This is a genomic window from SAR324 cluster bacterium, assembly GCA_015232315.1.
GTDB lineage: Bacteria > SAR324 > SAR324 > SAR324 > NAC60-12 > JADFZZ01.
Genome location: JADFZZ010000044.1, coordinates 12,932 through 32,910, shown reverse-complemented (window position 1 = coordinate 32,910; position 19,979 = coordinate 12,932). Strand labels below are relative to the sequence as shown.

The following is a 19,979-nucleotide window of genomic DNA, read 5'->3' as shown; positions in this document are numbered from 1 at the left end:
CTGGATCTTGATTTCATAATTGGACATAGGATTCTCGCATCAAAAGGTTCTTTTTGGGGGAAAATAACGCAAAATCCAGTGTATTCCTGTTCTACAACATATTCAAATCACCTGCACAGCTCGAAAAGTTTCGAAGCGCAAGGATTGCGGTATCTGGAAACAGATCTAACAGGAATGAGCAAGAGAAAGAAATCAATTCTGGGAAAAATCACTTCATCGGCCAATCATCAGGTTATTCCCTGTAATATTCTTCTGGATGAGGGACCAGACAGTTTAGCGGAAGTGATTCGTAAATACTGTGATCCTCAACAGCCTGTGGTCATTATCAGCGAAGGATTGATCAACTATTTCAATCTCGAAACTGTGGCTCAACTCTGGTCACGAATCGCACGAACGCTTGGAAACAGTGTCGGCGGGTGGTACCTGCTGGATAATTATGGCCATTTCACGGATCATCCACATTTTCCATTGGTTCAGGCCAGCTCCAAAGCCTTGCAGGTAGTGGCCAGAGGCGGTGTTCACCTGCATTTTGACAATGATCAGGAAATCAGAAAAATGATGAGTCACTGTGGCTTTGAAAATATCGAAGTCTATGAACCAAAAGACTATTTTGATTCACTGCCAGTACCCAAAGTAAACAACGACACGCTTGTCAGAGTGATTCAGGGAGAGAAAAAGAAAAACAGGGAACAGTCAGGAGGATAATCAGGATTCATTCAAAATATCAGGGCGAGCACAAGGGTTCGCCCCAACATAAAACGCTTACTTGATTTCTACGGAAGCACCAGCGGATTCCAGTTGTTTTTTAATGGCTTCTGCTTCTTCTTTGGTAATTCCTTCCTTCACTTTTTGAGGAGCGGCTTCAACAAAGTCTTTGGCTTCTTTGAGTCCCAAACCAGTGATCGCACGAACTTCTTTGATCACATTGATTTTCTTTTCTCCGGCAGCGGCCAGGATAACCGCAAATTCGGTTTGTTCAGCAGCAGCTTCAGCAGGAGCGGCAGCAACAGCAACCGCGGGACCAGCAACAGCGGCGGCGCTCACACCGAATTTTTCTTCGAGTTCCTTGACCATTTGGGACAAATCAAGAACGGACATATTGGAAATAAATTCAATCACTTGTTCTTTTGTTATTTCTGACATAACAGCTCCATGAGTTCAGGGTTATTTTTTTGATTCAGCAATGGCGGACAATGCACGCACAAATTTGGCGGGAACTTCGTTCAAAGTTCTTACAAATTGTGACGCAGGTGCCTGCATCAAGTACAACAATTTGGCAAGTAGTTCCTCTTTTGGAGGCAGTTCTGCCAGTACTTTAATTTCATCCGGATTCAACACGGATGTTTTTTTCTTATCTGTGAGCAAACCTCCCAGAATCACTAATGCCGGATTTGCTTTGGAAAAGGTTGACAGTATTTTTGCCTGGGCAACTGCATCCTTTTCACTAAAAACAATGGCACGGGTATCAACAAATTTATCGGTAATTTTTTCAAAAGGAGTATCTTTTGCCGCGATTTTGGCCAACGTATTTTTGACTACCTTCATCTTGGAAGCATTGTCATAAAGCTGCTTGCGCAACTCCACAACCTTATTGTTTTCCATTCCGCGGTAATCGACCAAAACAGCAGAAGATGCCTTGCTGAAAACAGTTTTCAGCTCCTGAACCACCGCTTCTTTTGATATTTTATCCACAAACACCTCGCTTTTTGAGAAGTGATAACCAATCCCCGCTTTCCAGCAACTCTCTGGAAATTCACAGGGGAACAAAATCCGTTGGAAATACATGTCACTGTATTCCAGATCAACGGTAAAACGCTCTGAAATCAGAACGGATTTTTAATGGAAGCGAAAACAGAAAGACAGGAGTTCCTTTGAGAACTCCGAACCGGAAGCAGAAAAGCGGATAAAAGCGAAATTCTTGCTATCTCGGCAGGGTGAACTATTAAGCCCTCAGGGGCCCCTGCTGTCTTCGACAACACAATACTTAATTACAGGGTTGACGTATCCACCCTGATGCCAGGTCCCATCGTTGAACTGATAGTACAACTCTTCAGATAAACACCTTTGGATGTAGACGGTTTGATTCGCAGAATAGTTTCCATGAATACATGGATATTTTCAGCAAGCTTTTGATTGTCAAAAGAAACTTTTCCAACTGGCGCATGCAAATTGCTGTTTTTATCCACACGGAACTCTACCTGACCAGCTTTGATCATCTGCACCATTTTGCGAACGTCAAGTGTCACAGTGCCAACCTTGGGGTTCGGCATCAAACCACGAGGCCCCAGAAGTTTTGCGATTTTCCCGACAACGCCCATCATGTCTGGTGTGGCAATAGTTCGATCAAATTCCATCCAGCCTTCCTGGATTTTTTGAACCAGATCTTCTCCACCCACAACATCCGCGCCAGCATCTCGAGCTTCAACTTCTTTTTCACCTTTGGCGAAGACAATCACGCGGACTGTTTTCCCCAGACCATTAGGCAAGGCACAACTTCCGCGAACCATTTGGTCCGCTTTTCTGGAATCAACACCCAGTTTCAGGACAATATCCACGGTTTCGTCGAATCTGGGGGATTTTACATCTTTCAGGATTTGCAGTGCTTCCTGCAAAGGATAAACCCGATTTCGGTCTACTTTTTCCTGAATCATTTTTTGTCGTTTTGTTAGTTTCGGCATAAATACTCCTGGTTGCCTCCCACATAGTTGTGGTTTATTGATTGAACAATACCGGTCAGTTGCCGGCGATTTCCACGCCCATACTTTGCGCGGCACCAGCCACAATTTTTTTTGCGGCTTCAATGTCATAGCAATTGAGATCCGGCATTTTGATCTTGGCGATTTCTTCCAGTTGACTCTGTGAAAGAGTACCGACTTTTGCCGTATTAGGGGTTGCTGAGCCTTTATCCAGTTTGAGCGTTTTCTTGATCAGTTCCGCAGCCGGAGGCGTTTTCATGATAAACGTAAATGACCGGTCGGAATAAACAGAAATCACTACCGGAACAATGGTGTCCATGCCTTGGGTTTTAGCGTTAAAACTTTTGCAGAATTCCATGATATTCACACCATGTTGACCAAGAGCCGGCCCAATGGGTGGAGATGGATTAGCTTTGCCTGCGGGTACTTGTAATTTAATGAATGCGGTAATCTCTTTTGCCATAGTAGCCTCTTACAATGTGAATCAGGTGGCGTTCTGTACTTTATCAAACTCAATTTCAACGGGGGTCGGTCTACCGAAAATACTCACAAGCACTTTCAATTTGTTTTTCTCCCGGTTGATTTCATCAATCACACCTGTGAAATTGCTAAAGGGGCCTTCAGTGATCGTCACTTTCTGCCCTAAGTCATAATCCTGCTGCACAGCAGCTTGCTGAACACCCTGGTCTATCTGGCTGCGAATGTCCTGCAATTCTTTTTCGGTCAGTGGGAGTGGCTTATCTTTTGTGCCACCCACAAAACCCGAAACTCTGTTGATGCCCATCAGCAAGTGCCACAGAGCAGGTTGGAGATCCATGTGAATCAGAATGTAACCAGGAAAATATTTCTGGTTTACCGTCTTTTTTTTTCCACCCTTGGTTTTAACCACGTCTTCGGAAGGAATAAAAATTTCCTGCACCAGGTGCCCAAGGTTTTTAAGCCGAAGTTGTTCCTGGATCATTTTTTCAATCCTGCTTTCAAAACCAGCGTTGGCTTGCAGTATATACCATTTGAACTCTGCGTTTGATTCAGCCATAATTCCTTCAGGAAATAATCATCTTCATGATTGAAGACAAACCCAAGTCCGCAACGCCCAGAAATACGGCGACGATCAGGGAAAGAGCCAAAACAATGGATGTTGCCTTGATGGTTTCATCACGGTCTGGCCAATGAACTTTTTTAAATTCTGCTCGAATATCATCCAAAAACTGCTTGAACTTACTAAACATATCTTACCTGTTGATAGAAAAACATAGACAGGAAGCAGACTTTTTGTCCCTGCGATGACACCATGTTTTGATTTCAGATCACGAATTTTATGAGGAGATGGCAGGCCAGGCAGGATTCGAACCCGCAACCCTCGGATTTGGAATCCGACGCTCTACCAGTTAGAGCTACTGGCCTACACTTTCACTAAGAGAGGAGTTGTAACGGGTGAACACCTGTTTCCCTCAAAGACCTCAAAACCGGATTTACTTGGTTTCTTTATGGATCGTGTGTTTACGATCCCAGCGGCAATATTTCTTAATTTCCATCCGGCTGGTTTTAGTGCGCTTGTTACGGGAAGCCGTATAGTTTTTCCGTTTACACTCTGTGCATTCCAATTGAATCGTGTCCCGCATGAATCACCACTATAGTTCTGGAGCCTGGGAGCAGGATTGAACTGCCGACCTTTTCCTTACCAAGGAAATGCTCTACCACTGAGCTACCCAGGCATCGCAGGGGGTTATTAAAATGGTGGGGAGAGAAGGATTCGAACCTTCGAAGGCGGAGCCGTCAGATTTACAGTCTGATCCCTTTGGCCACTCGGGTATCTCCCCACGCTGAAATCGTGGAGCTGGCAATGGGACTTGAACCCGCAACCTGCTGATTACAAATCAGCTGCTCTACCAATTGAGCTATACCAGCCTCATTCTGAAGAAGTGAAACGGAGTTTTTATTCGGATAGCCTGTGTATGTCAATACATTTTTTTAAGCCAAATGACTTTTATTTAAATCACTGAATTTCTGTTATTTTTACAAATTATAATAAAAATGGACAGGAATTCGGTGGGTCTTGAGAACACCTTGCCATGCTCTCTGTCCAGGATCTTTCAAGAGGATAAATCCAAAATCAGAGACTACGCACAAGACCCTCGGTTTATCCTTCGGAACATCTGATCCTTGTAAATTCCGTAAGAGATCACCTGAGATTTTTGCTGAGTCACAGCATGTTTCGGAAAGGTAAATTATTGAGGCAGATGAATTGATAAAATACCAATGTCATGCCCGAGAGTTCTGTTGATATTTGAATAATTCCCGAAGGTATGTTTTTTTGTGTGCGAGTGTGGCGGTCTGTAGATCCAGGCCGGTCTTGATGAATTTTTTCTGTCCGGATCGGTCATAATTCAGAATTGTGAAAATTCCATTGTTGGTGATGTAGCCGTTTTCCGGATGAAAGCCATCCAGCGCACGCACCGAAACCTCAATTGTCAGAGTAGTTTTCCCGACAAAGGTCACAACAGATTTCATCTCAACCAAATGATCGAGTTGAATGGGTTTCAGAAACAAGACATCTTCCATCGCAATGGTTACAACATTGAAGTTCCCTGTAAATTGACGGGCATTAGCAATAGCAAGTTCTTCCATCAATTCAATGATTTCACCACCAAAAATATTGCCTAACGCATTGACATGGCGCGGTAGAAACAGTTTTCGGGTGATGAGTTCTGTCTGGGAGGGTGTGTATCTGCGCTGTCGTGGAAACAGATCTTTAAGTTGATCCATGCCAATTTCGTCCAGTTGATCAATCCGGGTTAACGCGATCTTGTTCTGTGCCAGTTTTGTATCTCTTTGTTCAGCATAAAATTTATTGGCCAGATCTTCTTCTGATTGATAACTCATTCCGGGAATATCACGATTCGGGCGTTTGTTTTCGTCAACAGCGACCATTGTGATCACACCACTGTGGGTTGCCTGAAGTTCCATTTCGGTCGGAGGTTTGCTGAAACCATCCACGCGAACCACCAGGGATGACCGACCGACCTTGATCACACAGGCATCATACCGCACATAATCCATGTGGCAGATGATGTTGAGCAGTTCCACCCGATCAAACGCAAGGGTGACCACATGGCACCCCGTATGTTTCCAGGCGGCTGTGGCCGCGACCAGATCCATCATGTGCAACAGGGACCCCGCATCCATTCGCTGTCCAAACCGACTTTCCTCGCCAACGATTTCGGCAATATAGCTTTTTGAATCCGCAGGGGTTTTCATCGGGCGCTGTTCCATGGGTTTCTCCTTGAAAATCTGTGTGGTATCAATCACCGTAATCTTGCAGGTTGCGGCGATCCTGCCCCAACAGGTGTTCAAAATAGCACATCTCTTTCAATCTTGAATAAATCCGTTCGCCAACCCGCTTTCTCAGTGTATCTTCAGTAAATTTTTCAACATCCGATTTATCTTTGGTAAGAATCCGTTCCTTGAGGGTCGTGTTGGTATGTTCAGTGTAATTGGAAGTGGCCATGATGATTTTGTTGCGATTGTAGCGTTCAGTGATGAGCGTGTCGAGAATCATCAATTCCCAGTCAGTATTACGTCCCTTGCCCAGATCATCAATGATCAGCACATCAGCCCGCAGATGGGGTTCAATCACTTCCATTTCTGATAAACCGTCTGAATAGGCTTTCCGAAGTTCCGACAACAATTCGGAAAATCCCTGGCACACACAGGAAATGCCCAGTTGAATGGTGCAAAGATAGGCGAATCCTGCCATCAGATGGGTTTTACCTGTTCCGGGAGTTCCCATGAGCATCAAGCCCTTGAGGCCATCTTCCGGTTCATCCCCCTGAGGCGAAGCCTGTTGTCCCGGTTCCAGGTTTTTCAGAATCGTCTGCAGATACATATAGGCCATCTTGTTGGAGTCATCCTTCTCCTGAGGATCCATGCGACTGGATGCGTATTTCTTGGGAATTCTCGCACCATTGTAAAGGTTGACCTTATGCCGGAGAGGTTCGCAGGTCGGGCAGGGCAGTGCCAGGTCACGCCCATGTTTGTCACGATGAAAAATAAACCGGGTTCCCTGACAAATGGCGCATGGTCTGGAAAAACAGGTACAGATACTGGCTTTGGCATATTGCACGTTGGATATGCACTCAACCAGGATATACGTGCTTTGACAACGGAGGCAGGCCTGAGGTGACTCTAACATTGACATTCTTTCCGGGATCCCTAAAATGTGGATGATTTATAAGGTTCAGATAACTGTTTTGGCATTGCCCCAGAGACTCACAATACAGAGTATGTTCTGCCCCCTGTGGCTGAATAATTTCAAGGAATGATTCAATTTTCTCAAGGAATGATTATGACTGAAACTCCTGTTACACTCCCACGACTAGACAACGATCTCCTGCTGAAAGCCGCATGGGGCATGCCGATTCCCCGAATTCCGGTCTGGATGATGCGCCAGGCTGGAAGAACCGACCCGCTTTACCGTGAATTGCGTGAACAGTATCCCCGACCGCTGGAAGAAATCTTTCTGGATGTGGATCAGGTGGTGCGGGTCTCCCTGTTGCCACAGCGAATCGGGGTAGACGCGATCATTGTGTTTCAGGATATTCTCACTCCTCTCAGCCCGCTTGGAGCGCCTTTTCGCTTTTGTCCCGGGCCGGTACTGGATACCCCCATTGTTTCCCGTTCTCAAGTTAAAAGCCTTCGGTTTCTCGACCCGGAAACGGATGTGCCGGTCGTAGGAAAATCCCTGCGAAATATTCAACGGGAACTCCACGGAGCCTTGCCTTTGCTGGGATTTGCCGGCGCTCCCATGACGCTGGCTTTTTTTATGATTGCCGGAAAATCTCCGGGACATCAGATTCCGGAGATTCTCAAATTCATCCGTGAAAACACGGAGATGATTGACAGTTTGATGGACCACCTGACAGTCATGACCATCGACTATCTGAATTACCAGATCGACAATGGCGCCCATGCGGTACAACTCTTTGAATCATTTGCCGATGTCCTGCCACGAGATATTTATGAACGGCATGTCCAACCCACCCATCAACGGATTTTTGCCGGACTCAAGCCTCAAGCCCCCGGCATTTTGTTCACGAAAGAATGCTCGTTTGTTGATCTCATGCTTCAAAGTGGCGCCCGGGTGATGAGCGTAGGCAGTTGTGTGCAACTCGATCAGGCGATGGCCCAAAGTCAGCCTGAAATTGTGTTTCAGGGAAATGTGGACAACCGGCTGTTGATGGAAGGCACTCACGAAGACATTGATGCGGCCATTCAGCAATGCTTTGCACAGACACAAAAGAAACGACATATCTTGAATCTCAATCATGGTCTTTTGCCACAAACACCCTTTGAAAACGTGACCTATTTTGTGGAACGAGCCAAAACACTGGGTGTCATATCCTGAATTTGAAAGCTATTGAATGGTGATTTTTTGAAAATGGATCGAACCGTGATTTCAATATCATCTTCGCTAGATGATGAGGACTCCAGATCATACTGGAGTCAACAGCCCCCCCAGGAACGGTTGAAACATGTAGAAAAATTGAGAAGGATCAATTGTGGACATCGAGCTACCGAGCGACTTCAAGGATTTTTTGAGATTGCTTAACGAGGAGAAAGTTGATTATTGCTTATAAAGATCTCGATGATCTGGAACACCTTCCTTGATTTAACCATATTTAATTCCCCAAAATTCTAAACCTTCATGGAACATTAATTTATGATCCCACGTCTGGATGAACAAGTTCCCCTCAACTGGCTGTATTCTGAATTTCTCGGAAAAATCCGAACCTCAGGCTTCCGCGGACAAATTCAGGATGATCTGGGAACCCGCCTGATAACAGCTACTGACAACAGTATTTACCAGATTCTGCCTCAGGCTGTGGTCTATCCACGAGATCAGCAGGATATTGTTACCTTGCTGAAAATCGCTACTGAAGAGCCATTTAAGGAAATTCAGTTTTCACCACGGGGCGGCGGCACCGGAACCAACGGTCAATCCCTTTCGTCTGGTATCGTGGTGGACTGTTCCCGGCATATGAACCAGATTCTGGAGTTGAACCTGGAAGAAGGCTGGGTGTTGGTTCAGCCCGGAGTTGTGCTGGATCAGTTGAATGAATTTTTGCGTCCCCATAAAGTCTTTTTCGCACCGAATCTTTCTCCCAGCAACCGGGCCACGCTCGGCGGCATGATCAATACCGATGCCTGCGGCCAGGGTTCACGGGTTCACGGAAAAACCAGCAACCACATTCTGGCGCTGTCCTGTGTGCTTTCCGATGGCACGCTATGGGATGCGGAACCACTGGCCACTGAGCCACTGGAACTGGTCAAGGAACGAACTGACATGGTGGGCCTGATTCATCAGCAGGTGGATGGAATCGTCACCCGAAAACAGGACTTGATCAAAGAGGTATTCCCCAAACTCAGCCGGTTTCTGACAGGCTACAATCTGGCAAAAGTTTATGAAAATGAAACCGGAACCTTCAACCTGAATTACCTTCTTTCCGGTTCAGAAGGAACGCTGGCCTTCATCACGCAGGCAAAACTGAAAATAACACCCATGCCGAAGTTCAAGCAATTGATCGTGATGAAATATGAATCGTTTGATCATGCGTTGAGTGACGCGGAAATCCTGGTCAATGCCGACCCTGAATCCATTGAAACCGTCGATGAAAAAATTCTGACGCTGGCCCGGGAAGATGAGATTTTTTTGCAGGTCAAGGATTTCATTCAGGATGAGGGCGACCGACCGACCCGTGCGATCAATCTGGTGGAATTCACCGGTGACCAACTGGAACCGATCACAGCAAAAATTAACGCGTTCAGACAGGCCATGGAACAACCGGACCAACATACGGGACATGCCACCGGCTATTACCTCACGGACAAACCGGAAGAAATCAAATCTTTGTGGAATTTACGCAAAAAAGGTGTTGGTTTGCTTGGAAACACCAAAGGAAAACGGAAGCCCATCCCGTTCATCGAAGACACTGCCGTTCCGCCGGAACATCTGGCAAGCTACATCCGCGAACTCAAGGCGCTTTTAGATGGATACGGATTGGAATATGCCATGTTCGGCCATGTGGATGTTGGTTGTCTGCATGTTAGGCCCGCACTCGACATGCAGAATCCGCTCGAAGAAAGCTGGGTGCGTGAAATTTCCGATAAAGTGGTCGCAATGGTCAGAAAATATGGCGGTGTGATGTGGGCCGAACACGGCAAAGGTTTTCGTAGCGAATACACACCACAGTTTTTTGGCGAGGAACTTTATGCGGATCTGCGCCGAATCAAGGAAGCGTTTGATCCGTTCAACAAATTGAATCCGGGAAAAATTGTCGCGCCCCTTTCCATGGAAAACAAACTCGTCAAGGTGGAGGCTCCGCTTCGTGGGCATTATGACCGTCAGATCAAACCGGAGTTTCAGATCACGTATGAAACCTCCATCAGTTGCAATGGCAACGGCGCCTGTTTCAATTATGATCCGAATGATGTGATGTGTCCTTCCTCCAAAATTACCAGAGACCGGATTCATTCCCCCAAAGGCCGGGCTGGATTGATGCGGGAATGGCTCCGCCGACTCTCGCTAACACCAGCGGTTCCTGTTTGGGGTGGAATTCCCGGCAAATGGATTGGCAGATTTTTTAATACTTTTCAAAAAAACCGGGACTACGACTATTCGCATGAAGTCTATGACGCGATGGCTGGATGCCTTGCCTGTAAAGCCTGTGCCACCCAATGTCCTGTACATGTGGATGTGCCCTCGTTCCGCAGTCGTTTTCTGGATGCCTACCACACCCGATATCTCAGACCCCTCAAGGATTATTTCATTGCCAGTATGGAATATATCGGGGTGTTCGCGTCACGGTTTCCCTTGCTGGTGAACGCCATTTTAAAAAGCCAGCCTGTGCAATGGCTGTTTCGCAACATGATTGGCTTGGTAGACCTGCCGAAATTCAGCAGAATTCCCCTATCCACAGGAATCCGGCAACGGAATATTCCTGAATTCCGGATAGACCAACTGAAACAGTTGTCGCCAGCACAAAAAGCAAAAAGTGTGATTTTGCTACAGGATGCCTTCACCTCGTTTTATGAATCCAACCTGGTGCTCGATATTTATGATTTTCTCTCATTTCTGGGATATCAGGTTTACATTGCGCCCTATCATCCCAATGGAAAGCCTCTGCATGTGAAAGGCTTTCTTTCAAAATTCAAAGACATCGCTCATGAAAACTCGTTGCTTCTGGAACAGATTGCCGTATGTGGAATTCCGATGATCGGGGTGGACCCCAGTGTTGTCCTGACGTATCGGGATGAATATCCTGAACTGCTGGAAAAACCCATGAAATTTGAGGTTCAGTTGATCCAGGAATGGCTGGTCACGCAAAAAGAACAACTCCGGAAGTTCAAGGCTAAAACAGAATCAGAATATCAGTTGCTTGGACATTGCATGGAAAAAACCGGAGCGCTTCTTTCGCAAAAACAATGGCAGGAAGTCTTTGCCATGTTCGGTCTGAAGCTGAAACCACTCTCAGTCGGCTGTTGCGGCATGGCGGGAACCTATGGCCATGAAGCCAATCATGCTGAGGAGTCCAGAGGCATTTATGAGCTGAGCTGGGCCAAACATATCCCGGATAATCCACTCCAACGAGAGCGGGTGGTGGTGACCGGTTTTTCATGCCGTAGCCAGGTCGAACGATTCCGGCATTTCAATCCCAATCATCCCATTCAGGTGATTTTTCGAGAATTGAAATAACACATTAGTCTGACAAGTGTCATTTTGTGCACAAGGGCAAAAAATGGTTCCGGTTATGCCGGGTTAGGAAAAATATGAGTGTTCCAGGTTGGATCGAACAACCCTTTCACTGGTCAGTGGATCATTTTTTCAAGCACTGGCCACAGCCTGTTCCGGAAATATCAAAAATTGAAGCCTGCAAAATCATCTCCCATCGAGGCGAACGCGACAACCGGACAGTGTTTGAAAATACCTTTTCCGCGTTTGATCCCATCCTGGAGGCGGGACTGTGGGGAATCGAACTGGATATTCGCTGGACCCGTGATTTATGTCCGGTGGTGTTTCATGATACGGATGGAAGGAGGCTGTTCGGAAGTTCTCACGTGATTTCACAAATGACCATGCCGGAAGTCCGACAGCAGTTCCCGGTGATTCCGACGCTGGAAGCATTGATCCAGCGTTATGGCAAAAAACTGCATCTGATGGTGGAACTCAAGCAGGAACATTACCCTGAACCAGAAAAACAGTCAGATATTCTCCGCCAGTTGTTTCAGAATTTAACGCCCGCGGTGGATTTCCATCTCATCACACTCCATCCTGAAATGTTCCAATACACCACTTTTGTTCCGCGGTCATCGTTGTTGTCTGTGGCAGAAATCAATCTGCCAACATTGAGTCATGACGCACTCCAGAAAAATTATGGAGGCATCACAGGCCATTACGCCCTGATGACCAACAGGTTTGTGAATCGGCACCGGCAGGCCGGACAGCAGGTGGGAACAGGATTTATTGAGTCGCTCAATGCCTTGTTTCGAGAAATCAACAGAGGCGTCGACTGGATTTTTTCCAATCAGGCGTTGTGCCTGCATCAATTAAAAACCCGGTTTCTTGAAGAACGCAAATGACAAAATGGATTCGATGGGGGCTGTTTTATTCACTGACAGCCATTATTGCCATAGTTATTTGTGTCAGGCGGGACAGTTCTGAATTTCCCCGTAATGTTCCATTGGAAAGTTCTCATTCCGATGCGTTTTCTATGGAAGCATTACCCGTTTTTCCTGAAAATATTCTTACTGAACAAACACCGGCAACCACTGAAGAACCTGTGCCTGAAAAAGAAATTATTCCCGAAATCCATGAGACACGGGATGAGATTGCTTACAATTATCTAAGACCGGAGACCGGATATTATCCCGCCGCCCCGACTCGCCGCAAACAAAATAACTGGAAATCCACAGGGATATTCACCTTTGAACAGCTTGCGGAAAATTCACAGCAGACATGGCCTTCATCAGCAAACTCAAAGCAGGATGATCCTGTTGACGAAACGCTTCCGCTTGATTACCTGTCCCGGGAGACAAACTTTGAGCAAGATATGCCTGCTCATGCGGCCCAGAAAAAAGTCAGAACCCGATCAGAGACGGAAACACATGAACAGGCAGAAGCCCCCTTGCCCGCACCAGCCGTTCTGAAGGATCTGCTGGGTTTTGATGTGGGCCCACTCGCCAATTCCAAAGATAAAACGGAAGACAGCCAGACATCGGTCGATTTGCCTTATTCCTGGATGTTTGACAAATACGTCAAATGGTATTTGTCAATTCCCTATGTCGCCCGGTTTGAAGACCGTTTTTCACTGGATACCGCAGTCAAACTGGTAGGCACTGTGGATTTCAATGTGGCTGACGAAGTGCCTGTACTGGGACGGGGCAACCGCTATTTCATGACCGTTTCCAGCCGACTTGCGGGAGATAATGATTTGGTGTGGAGTGATTCCTCCGGAAACAGAGTGATGGAAGCGAAATTCGGATTTTTATCCGGCAAGAACGATATGGAGTTAGGCATCACCATTCCCACCTATTCCAACCGTTATGGCTATTCCAGCCAGAATGAATTTATGATCAACTTCACCTACAAACTGAAGTGAACCGTTTTCCCCTGTTCACGATCCTGCCTCAAGGCTGTTTTCCGAGTTGAGGTAAAATACGGAATTCCGCCCGGTGCAATAATCCAGAAACTGCTTGAAACAGGCATGCGACCGCAAGGCGTCTTCGGTGGAGGGAATATGCCTGAAAAACGCCACACTGCCGATCATCACCAGTTTGTGACGAGCACGAGTCAATACGACATTCAGTCGATTTGGATCATTGAGAAACGGACTTTCCAGCGAATCCGGATCCGAGGCCGTGAGCGAAAAGAGAATGATGTCCCGTTCAGCGCCCTGCATGCGTTCCACCGTGTCAATGACAGGTAAATTTTCAGGCAAACGATCCATCATTTTCTGTAACATCTGTCGGATGGAATTATTCTGGGCACGGTGCGGAGAAATGATCGCGATATCTTCCGGTTGTTTCTGGTGGCGAGACAACAGACGCCGGGCCAGTTTAGACACCAGTTCTGCTTCTTGAACCGAAGTCTGGACACAATTCTGATGATCCATCAACACCAGCGTGACGGGATGTTCAGGGTCCAGCAACCTTTCCAGTTCATCAAAGTCACCCGATTTCAAGCTCAGACGACTCCTCGCATTACCAACGTCTGGTCGCAATTCGCCCTCATACCAGAGTCGGCTGGGAAATTCACAAATCACGTCATTCATGCGGTAGGTCAGGTTCAGTCTGACATGCGCTTGATCCGGATACCGTTCCAGCAGATGCGCCAGAATGGATTTTGCCGGAAACATGGCGGAAGACGCGCTTTTATAGTTTCCAAGAATAATGGGCGGCAATTGCCGTGTGTCACCCACAAACAAGAATTGCTCCCGGCCATAAAGCAATGCGAGCAACGCCTGCGGCAACAACATTTGTGACGCTTCATCAAACACCACCCAGTCAAAAAATCCGGGAAACTCGCCAGACTGACTCCCAAACAACTGATACAGGCCAAAGCCTGTCGCGCCCAGTATTACATAGGGTTCCGCCTCCAATTCCGCCTTGCCGCTCAAGGGCTGAACGCGCCATGCTGGTGGTTCCTCTTCAGCAGAATCCATGCGGCCCCATTTATAAATTTTGGCCGGAAAATTTGGCAACCCATGCCGTTGAACCAGCGATACCACTTTTTCCAGCACCTGATCAATGGCCTGATGGGTGAGGGCGCTGACAACGATCCGCAAGGGTTGTCGGCAAGCTTGCGCCTGCTGTATGAGGGCAATCAAAATCCAGCCCAGTAAATGGGTTTTTCCGGTACCGGGAGGACCTTCGATCAAGGACAGGTTTCGGGTGAAGGGCAGTTTCAACGCGGTTTGTTGAGTGGAATTCAAGCGGGCCAATCCATTCCATTCCTTTAGCCATTGTTCTACCCAATTCAGAACTTCCCGGGGTGGATGTCCCGAAACATGACCTTCGAGCAATTGTTTCAAAGGCCGGTGAGAACGGGTTTCAAAGACAGTTTCAATGGCGTGAATCAACTTGGCGGAATTCCAGTCGGTGATATCTTCATCCAACGAATAGCGGGCTTGTGCATGGACCATGAGTTTCCCCTGCCGGGAGCGCAACCAGAATTCACCTCGTACCGGATCATGACGCATCAGAATCACGGGCCATCCTTCCTGTAAATCAGCGATACCCAACGCAGGGAGTTTGAGGAAATCGCCTTCCCGGAATTTTGAGGAAACCTGATTTTCAGGTGCCTGAAAACAATAGAGAAACCGTCCTTCATCATCCAGCGTTGTTTCTTTCCAGTGCAAGGGACCCGCGGCCCTGAACAACTCAACCCGTTCAGGCAACGGACGCTGTTGCAGATTCAGAACAGCATCCTCCCGTTCCTGTTTTTCACGTTCCACAAAATTCCGGAAATTGCGGGACAGGGATTCAGTTTGCGCTCCCGGAAGTTCCTCACTGGCAGGATACCATTGGCTTTTAATCCGGGTTGTGAGCCATTTCCATAAATCCAGTTCCAGCACTAAAATTGTTTCCAGCCATTGCTCTGCCTGTTTCAACGGATGAGACGCTTCCATCGGCTCATGTTTCTGCCCGGAAATTTGACCTGAAAGAAGATATTCCAGCAGTAAACGGGGGATGGGGGTTTCCTGAAACAGATGCGAATCGGTATTGAACGACTGGAGCGTTGAAGGCCAACCCAGAATCCGTTGCAAGGAACTCAGTGATAAGGTTCCGGGAACAGGCCAGTCAAAGTGCTGACGCAACAGACTTTGCAGATCCGTGTGGCTCGGAATCAGGGAATGCCACAGATAATCCAGATCGTTGCCACACTTGAAGGTTTGAAGTCCCTGCCAAACCGAAGCGTTGAAATAAAAGACATGCGGAATCCGGTTGGCCTGGAGTATGGTGTGCCACAGTCTCGAAAAGTCTGCTGAAAACGTATTCCAGAGGGAATTCCATTCCTCAAGACTGGTGAGAATCCAGTTTTGCTCAAACACCGGGGAATGCTGTTCGGCAGAGTGCGACACATTCCAGACTTTCCAACCCAGACATAGCGGGTGATCCAGCGATGGATGCTGACTGAGATGAACAAAGATGGCAAAATCCAGATTGCCCGGAAACTGTCGGGTGACAGACTGCTTCAAGCGAATTTGCTGTTCGGTCATGGCGACCAGTGGATTGCTGAACCGCTGTTTTTGAGGGCTGAACAACGCCTCTGATTGCTCCAGAAACGTTTTGAATTGATGAAACCGCTGAATCTGTTGTTGCTGAAGCATGGCGGCCACACCCGGGCTCATTCCCGGAAGGAACTGGATTTCGTGACTGGTGAGTGCTTCAGCATAACATCGCGTAAAGAACGGGCACGAATCACAATGGGGTTGCATGAAATATTGTGCGGTGGATGGCGAATGGTTCGCCAACTCCGTCATGTTTCTCAGCAAAACAGGCATGGTCGCCAAATAGGGTATCAGATCCACCAAATGTTCCACAGGTTCTGCCTGATTTTTGGGAGGGCGTGTGAGCAAAAATCCTGTGTTGGCCACCTGAATATGCTGAAAGTTGGCATGAATCAGCAATTTTCGCAGGACGTGCGCATAAAACGCTATTTGCCATTTGTGCCCATAATGCGGTTGCCGGCTGTGTTTGATGTCACCGATTTCCAGCAGATACTGGTTTTCGCTTCGAGAAATTCTCAGCAGATCCGGAATGCCGATCCATTCCAGATGTTCCTCTTGTGCAAACCGCAAAACCGGATGAGCGATATATCGTGGCACCGGTTCCTCTCCGCCGGTTTCCATCTGTTTCAACACGTTCCAGAATAAAGTAAATCGTTGTTGCAGAGATAAACGTCGCTGGTCCCCGGTGTCAGGCATTTCCAGCAATGATCCGGGGTGATGTTCTTCCAGCCAGCCCAGCGTTTTCGCTTCATGGAGTTGTCCCTGTTCCAGCCGCCACTCTTGTAAGGAATCCGCTGAAAATGGCGCATCGGCATCAGCGATTTTCCGGAAATTCCAGTCCAGCCAGAGTTGACATTGCTGATGTCGCAGGTACTCGCTGAGCAAGGTTCCGGTGATTGTCAGAACGCCTGATTGATCGGGTGTTGCGGGTTGGGCGACTGCGCTCTGATGACCGGCTAAGTCAGCAAGCTGTTTCCGCCAGCGTTCCCGTTCCGTTTCAAGCAGATTTTCCGCGACCGGCCAGTGAGGCGTTTCCTGCGGAGGTTGGGATATGGTTGAACTGCTGTTGAATTCCAGCCATGAAGCCTCACCTTTCACAATGTCGGAACCCATGTCGTGATAATTACGGTATGCGGTCAGCAAGCGGTCATCGGTGACAAAGCCACACAATTCTGACAATTGAAATTCACCGGGTAAGAATTGCCAGTATTCGTTGAGCGCGAACAGATTGCGTAAACCGGATTCATGCTGTTGAACCCAGATTCGTAACTGGTCACGATCCAGCGGCAGTTTCAATTTTCCAAAATCCACTTCATGCGAGCATGTCACCCCCAATTCATCGGAAGTGACAGAAAAATTTTCCAGCTCCTGAAACGGCGGATGGTGTTCCACAACCCACTGAAGAATCAGGTTTCCTAGTGCTCCCAGAAACGTCCAGTAACGCCAGAATCCTTCACGGGTCCGGTTGACCTGAATCCCGTTTGCCAGCGTGACAACCTTTTGATAACGCTCCAGTTCTGTTTGTAGCAAACTCCGGGTGCGATCAAACAGTCCGAACCGTTTGGAAAACTCTGGAATATCCACAGTCTGGAACAACTCATGGATGGCCTGAGCCACTTCCCACGAGCCTCTCATTCCTGTGCCCAGCCAGATCAATTCACGGTCATCCACGGTTTTGGACGGTTGCGCCTGGACCCGTTTGTGTTCGCCATGGTCAATTTCCATGATTTGCAGATATTTTCCGGCCAGTTGCACCCGATCTCCCGGTTTGAGTTGCTTTACCAGCGATAATGGTAAATCGGCGAGTGCTTCCTGTGACAGTTCCAGACTGTATTCTTCTTCGGCTTCAGGAAAGTTGCTCCAGATTTTTCGTTCCAGAAAAAAATCCCGGTAACGCCAGGCAGGGGACAGCATCAAGCCCTGAAGTTTGCTAGTTTTGGGGGCGCGGAACCAGCCTTGGGATTGCATGTTGAAAACCAGTTGTTCCAAAGTCGAAGCTTGTTCGGGAAACAGATTGATGAGCGAAGGCAGGGTGATCTGCTTTTTTTCATACAGACAGGAAAGAATCTGCTGAATCAACACACTGGGTAAAGGCCTGAACCAGGCGGCTTCCAGTGTTCCCTGCCGGGCAAGGTGCAGGAGTCCCATGAATTTGAGCAGTTGCGCGCCAGCCCGTTCACCACGGCAGATGCCCCAGCAAAGGACGGAAACGCTCCAAAAAAAGCACGGTACGTGTTGGGGAGTTTCAACAGGGGAGAGTCATTCATGGGTTATGACAGGCAATATTGATTCAAGACACCAATAGAACGTTAAGCGAAGCAGAAAACTCACGGACCATATGACGGAGTGAGTTTTCGCGAAACGACCGAATTAACCGGCGGCTAACGACACCGGGCATGGAGAAAACGCCGACCGGGAAAATATCAAAATCCATGACCAAAACCGCGGTTAGCTGTCCGGTTGAATGCCTTGTGTACGCCCGGCATGGGCGTGAATTAATGGGGTGAAAGTCCCCTGAAGAGTAGCCACTGGCACCATTTCTCATGGAAGAAATAGTGTGGCACCGCCGGGAAACCAGGCGGCAAACCGAGAAAACAAACCTCTTCCTAACAGGACGTATGCCATAAACTTCTAGCCGATGGCAAGGGCAAACTCGTGAGGGAATGTCTGAAGGAAGCCTGGGCAAAGCGACGAGCCGACGTACAGAAACCTCATGTCAGGCCAACTTCCCCAAGGTGAGTGAGCACAAGATCATGAAACCTTGTGGCTAACGGGATCGGGTAAATGAGAGGGAGCGAGTACGCCAAATTACGTCTCGCTCCCGAGGCGTCTCGATGGAACAGGTCATTGCGGAACTCTCCACCTACCTCAGAGGCTGGATCAACTACTTTGGTTTGTCCGATTACTATCGTCCCATTCCCGGGTTGGATAACTGGATTCGCAGACGGGTGCGGATGTGCTACTGGAAACAGTGGAAACGTCCCAAAACTCGAATACGAACTCTACTCAAACTGGGAACAAACCGCAAACATGCGGTTTCGACAGGACGTAGTTCCAAGGGGTACTGGCGTTTATCCAAAACGTTGGCGACCCAATCGGGCATGACCAATCTCTGGTTAGCCCATCAAGGTCTTGTTTCTCTCAAAAAACCTCTGGATATTGCTTGCTCCACTTCGATGAACCGCCCTGTGCGAGACCCGCATGCAGGGTGGTGTGGGAGGGGGAAGAGAAAAGCTTCCCTCTACCCGATTGGACCAGTTTTTGCTGATATTCTTTATGAGACTATATGAACGGATTCATAATCCGCAACTGATTTTCTATAATTTGCCCATGCTGCATATCTTCACTTATCAGGAGTGTACAACCACATGAAAGGGCTGAGGCAATAATGACACTATCGTAATAGGAATACTGATAACGTTTAGCGATGTTACAGGCCATCCTGATCACTGAAATAGTCACAACTTCAATGGTAAATGCTTGTTCAACCTCGGTAATCACCTCTTCAATGATATCCCATTTTACCTGCATTTTACGAAAGAGAATGTTGGTAAGTTCATTAATGACTTGGGTGCTAATGGTGGGAAAGAGATAGGTAGTGGCAATTTTTATGCTGGCTCTCTGTTTCTCTGGTTCATCTTCTGAATATAAATACAGAATAATATTCGTATCAAAAAAGGCCTTACCGTTCATTAGCTTCTTCCCGATTGAATTTGAATTTTCTGGTGGAAATCCTGATTGCCTTAAACGGGATGCTCATATTCTGATTCTTCACCAGAGGTTCAATATGCACTAGCAATCGAATGGTTTCAGGAAAAAGATCCCGATATTGTTCAGGAATGGCGATAGTGCCATTCTGAGCAATAGTTTCAAATTCTATGGTTTCCATATACCTCCTGATAAGTGTAGTAATCAGCCTCTTGTTCCCAGCATACTATGATTGAGGTAAAAACCAATCCCTGACTCAATTTCCGGGTTTAATGTGGTTCATGTGAGT

At 47.5% G+C, this 19,979-nt stretch carries 18 protein-coding genes and 4 tRNA genes; 6 read left to right on the top strand and 16 right to left on the bottom strand.

Translation table 11 applies throughout. The features are described 5' to 3' along the window. Positions 1–174: 174 nt before the first annotated feature. Positions 175–705: a hypothetical protein gene (locus HQM11_19525; GenBank protein MBF0353226.1), complete on the top strand. Its 531-nt coding sequence runs from the start codon at positions 175–177 to the stop codon at positions 703–705. A 57-nt stretch (positions 706–762) separates the two neighbouring features. Here the strand turns inward: HQM11_19525 and rplL are convergent, their stop codons facing one another. The 13 genes from rplL to HQM11_19460 form a co-directional block, all read right to left on the bottom strand. Next, positions 763–1,134: a 50S ribosomal protein L7/L12 gene (rplL, locus tag HQM11_19520; GenBank protein ID MBF0353225.1), complete on the bottom strand. Its 372-nt coding sequence runs from the start codon at positions 1,132–1,134 to the stop codon at positions 763–765. Positions 1,135–1,164: 30 nt separating this feature from the next. Next, positions 1,165–1,692, bottom strand: coding sequence for a 50S ribosomal protein L10 (rplJ, locus tag HQM11_19515; GenBank protein MBF0353224.1), 528 nt, complete (start codon positions 1,690–1,692; stop codon positions 1,165–1,167). Positions 1,693–1,988: 296 nt separating this feature from the next. Next, a complete protein-coding gene (locus tag HQM11_19510; protein MBF0353223.1) occupies positions 1,989–2,678 on the bottom strand; it encodes a 50S ribosomal protein L1 in 690 nt (229 codons plus the stop codon). Positions 2,679–2,733: 55 nt separating this feature from the next. Further along, positions 2,734–3,159, bottom strand: coding sequence for a 50S ribosomal protein L11 (rplK, locus tag HQM11_19505; GenBank protein ID MBF0353222.1), 426 nt, complete (start codon positions 3,157–3,159; stop codon positions 2,734–2,736). A gap of 21 nt (positions 3,160–3,180) precedes the next feature. After that, entirely contained in the window at positions 3,181–3,732 is a 552-nt protein-coding gene (gene nusG / locus HQM11_19500; GenBank protein ID MBF0353221.1) for a transcription termination/antitermination protein NusG, read from the bottom strand. 7 nt (positions 3,733–3,739) lie between these two features. Next, complete coding sequence (gene secE / locus HQM11_19495; GenBank protein ID MBF0353220.1) at positions 3,740–3,925, bottom strand: preprotein translocase subunit SecE; 186 nt, start codon at positions 3,923–3,925, stop codon at positions 3,740–3,742. A 98-nt stretch (positions 3,926–4,023) separates the two neighbouring features. Then, positions 4,024–4,100 (bottom strand) — tRNA-Trp (locus tag HQM11_19490). Positions 4,101–4,168: 68 nt separating this feature from the next. After that, a complete protein-coding gene (gene rpmG / locus HQM11_19485; protein ID MBF0353219.1) occupies positions 4,169–4,318 on the bottom strand; it encodes a 50S ribosomal protein L33 in 150 nt (49 codons plus the stop codon). Between the two features lie 18 nt (positions 4,319–4,336). Beyond that, positions 4,337–4,411 (bottom strand) — tRNA-Thr (locus tag HQM11_19480). A 20-nt stretch (positions 4,412–4,431) separates the two neighbouring features. Further along, positions 4,432–4,516, bottom strand: a tRNA-Tyr gene (locus HQM11_19475). 12 nt (positions 4,517–4,528) lie between these two features. Beyond that, positions 4,529–4,604, bottom strand: a tRNA-Thr gene (locus HQM11_19470). A 354-nt stretch (positions 4,605–4,958) separates the two neighbouring features. Next, positions 4,959–5,969 (bottom strand): acyl-CoA thioesterase, encoded by a 1,011-nt coding sequence (locus HQM11_19465; GenBank protein ID MBF0353218.1) that lies wholly within the window; start codon positions 5,967–5,969, stop codon positions 4,959–4,961. A gap of 28 nt (positions 5,970–5,997) precedes the next feature. Continuing rightward, positions 5,998–6,888: an ATP-binding protein gene (locus HQM11_19460; protein MBF0353217.1), complete on the bottom strand. Its 891-nt coding sequence runs from the start codon at positions 6,886–6,888 to the stop codon at positions 5,998–6,000. 153 nt (positions 6,889–7,041) lie between these two features. Between HQM11_19460 and HQM11_19455 the strand changes: the two genes are divergently transcribed. The 4 genes from HQM11_19455 to HQM11_19440 all read left to right on the top strand — a co-directional run bounded on the left by HQM11_19455 (position 7,042) and on the right by HQM11_19440 (position 13,351). Further along, positions 7,042–8,100: a uroporphyrinogen decarboxylase gene (locus HQM11_19455; GenBank protein MBF0353216.1), complete on the top strand. Its 1,059-nt coding sequence runs from the start codon at positions 7,042–7,044 to the stop codon at positions 8,098–8,100. A gap of 315 nt (positions 8,101–8,415) precedes the next feature. Continuing rightward, positions 8,416–11,448 carry an FAD-binding oxidoreductase gene (locus tag HQM11_19450; protein ID MBF0353215.1) on the top strand — a complete coding sequence of 1,011 codons (3,033 nt, stop codon included), beginning with the start codon at positions 8,416–8,418 and terminating at the stop codon, positions 11,446–11,448. A gap of 74 nt (positions 11,449–11,522) precedes the next feature. Then, positions 11,523–12,332 (top strand): glycerophosphodiester phosphodiesterase, encoded by an 810-nt coding sequence (locus HQM11_19445; GenBank protein ID MBF0353214.1) that lies wholly within the window; start codon positions 11,523–11,525, stop codon positions 12,330–12,332. Beyond that, positions 12,329–13,351, top strand: a complete 1,023-nt coding sequence (locus HQM11_19440) for a hypothetical protein (protein ID MBF0353213.1) — start codon at positions 12,329–12,331, stop codon at positions 13,349–13,351. The genes HQM11_19445 and HQM11_19440 overlap by 4 nt, the downstream gene beginning before the upstream one ends. Positions 13,352–13,366: 15 nt before the next feature. Here HQM11_19440 and HQM11_19435 read toward each other — a convergent pair whose 3' ends face one another. Then, positions 13,367–18,130 carry an AAA family ATPase gene (locus HQM11_19435; GenBank protein ID MBF0353212.1) on the bottom strand — a complete coding sequence of 1,588 codons (4,764 nt, stop codon included), beginning with the start codon at positions 18,128–18,130 and terminating at the stop codon, positions 13,367–13,369. Between the two features lie 686 nt (positions 18,131–18,816). On the opposite strand from HQM11_19435, the gene HQM11_19430 reads away from it, so the two are divergent. Then, entirely contained in the window at positions 18,817–19,272 is a 456-nt protein-coding gene (locus HQM11_19430; protein ID MBF0353211.1) for a hypothetical protein, read from the top strand. Here the strand turns inward: HQM11_19430 and HQM11_19425 are convergent. Further along, on the bottom strand, positions 19,265–19,675 hold the full coding sequence (locus HQM11_19425; protein MBF0353210.1) for a PIN domain-containing protein: 411 nt from the start codon (positions 19,673–19,675) through the stop codon (positions 19,265–19,267). The two genes, HQM11_19430 and HQM11_19425, sit on opposite strands and share 8 nt — an antisense overlap. Beyond that, entirely contained in the window at positions 19,665–19,871 is a 207-nt protein-coding gene (locus HQM11_19420; GenBank protein ID MBF0353209.1) for a hypothetical protein, read from the bottom strand. The genes HQM11_19425 and HQM11_19420 overlap by 11 nt, the downstream gene beginning before the upstream one ends. Positions 19,872–19,979: the final 108 nt, after the last annotated feature.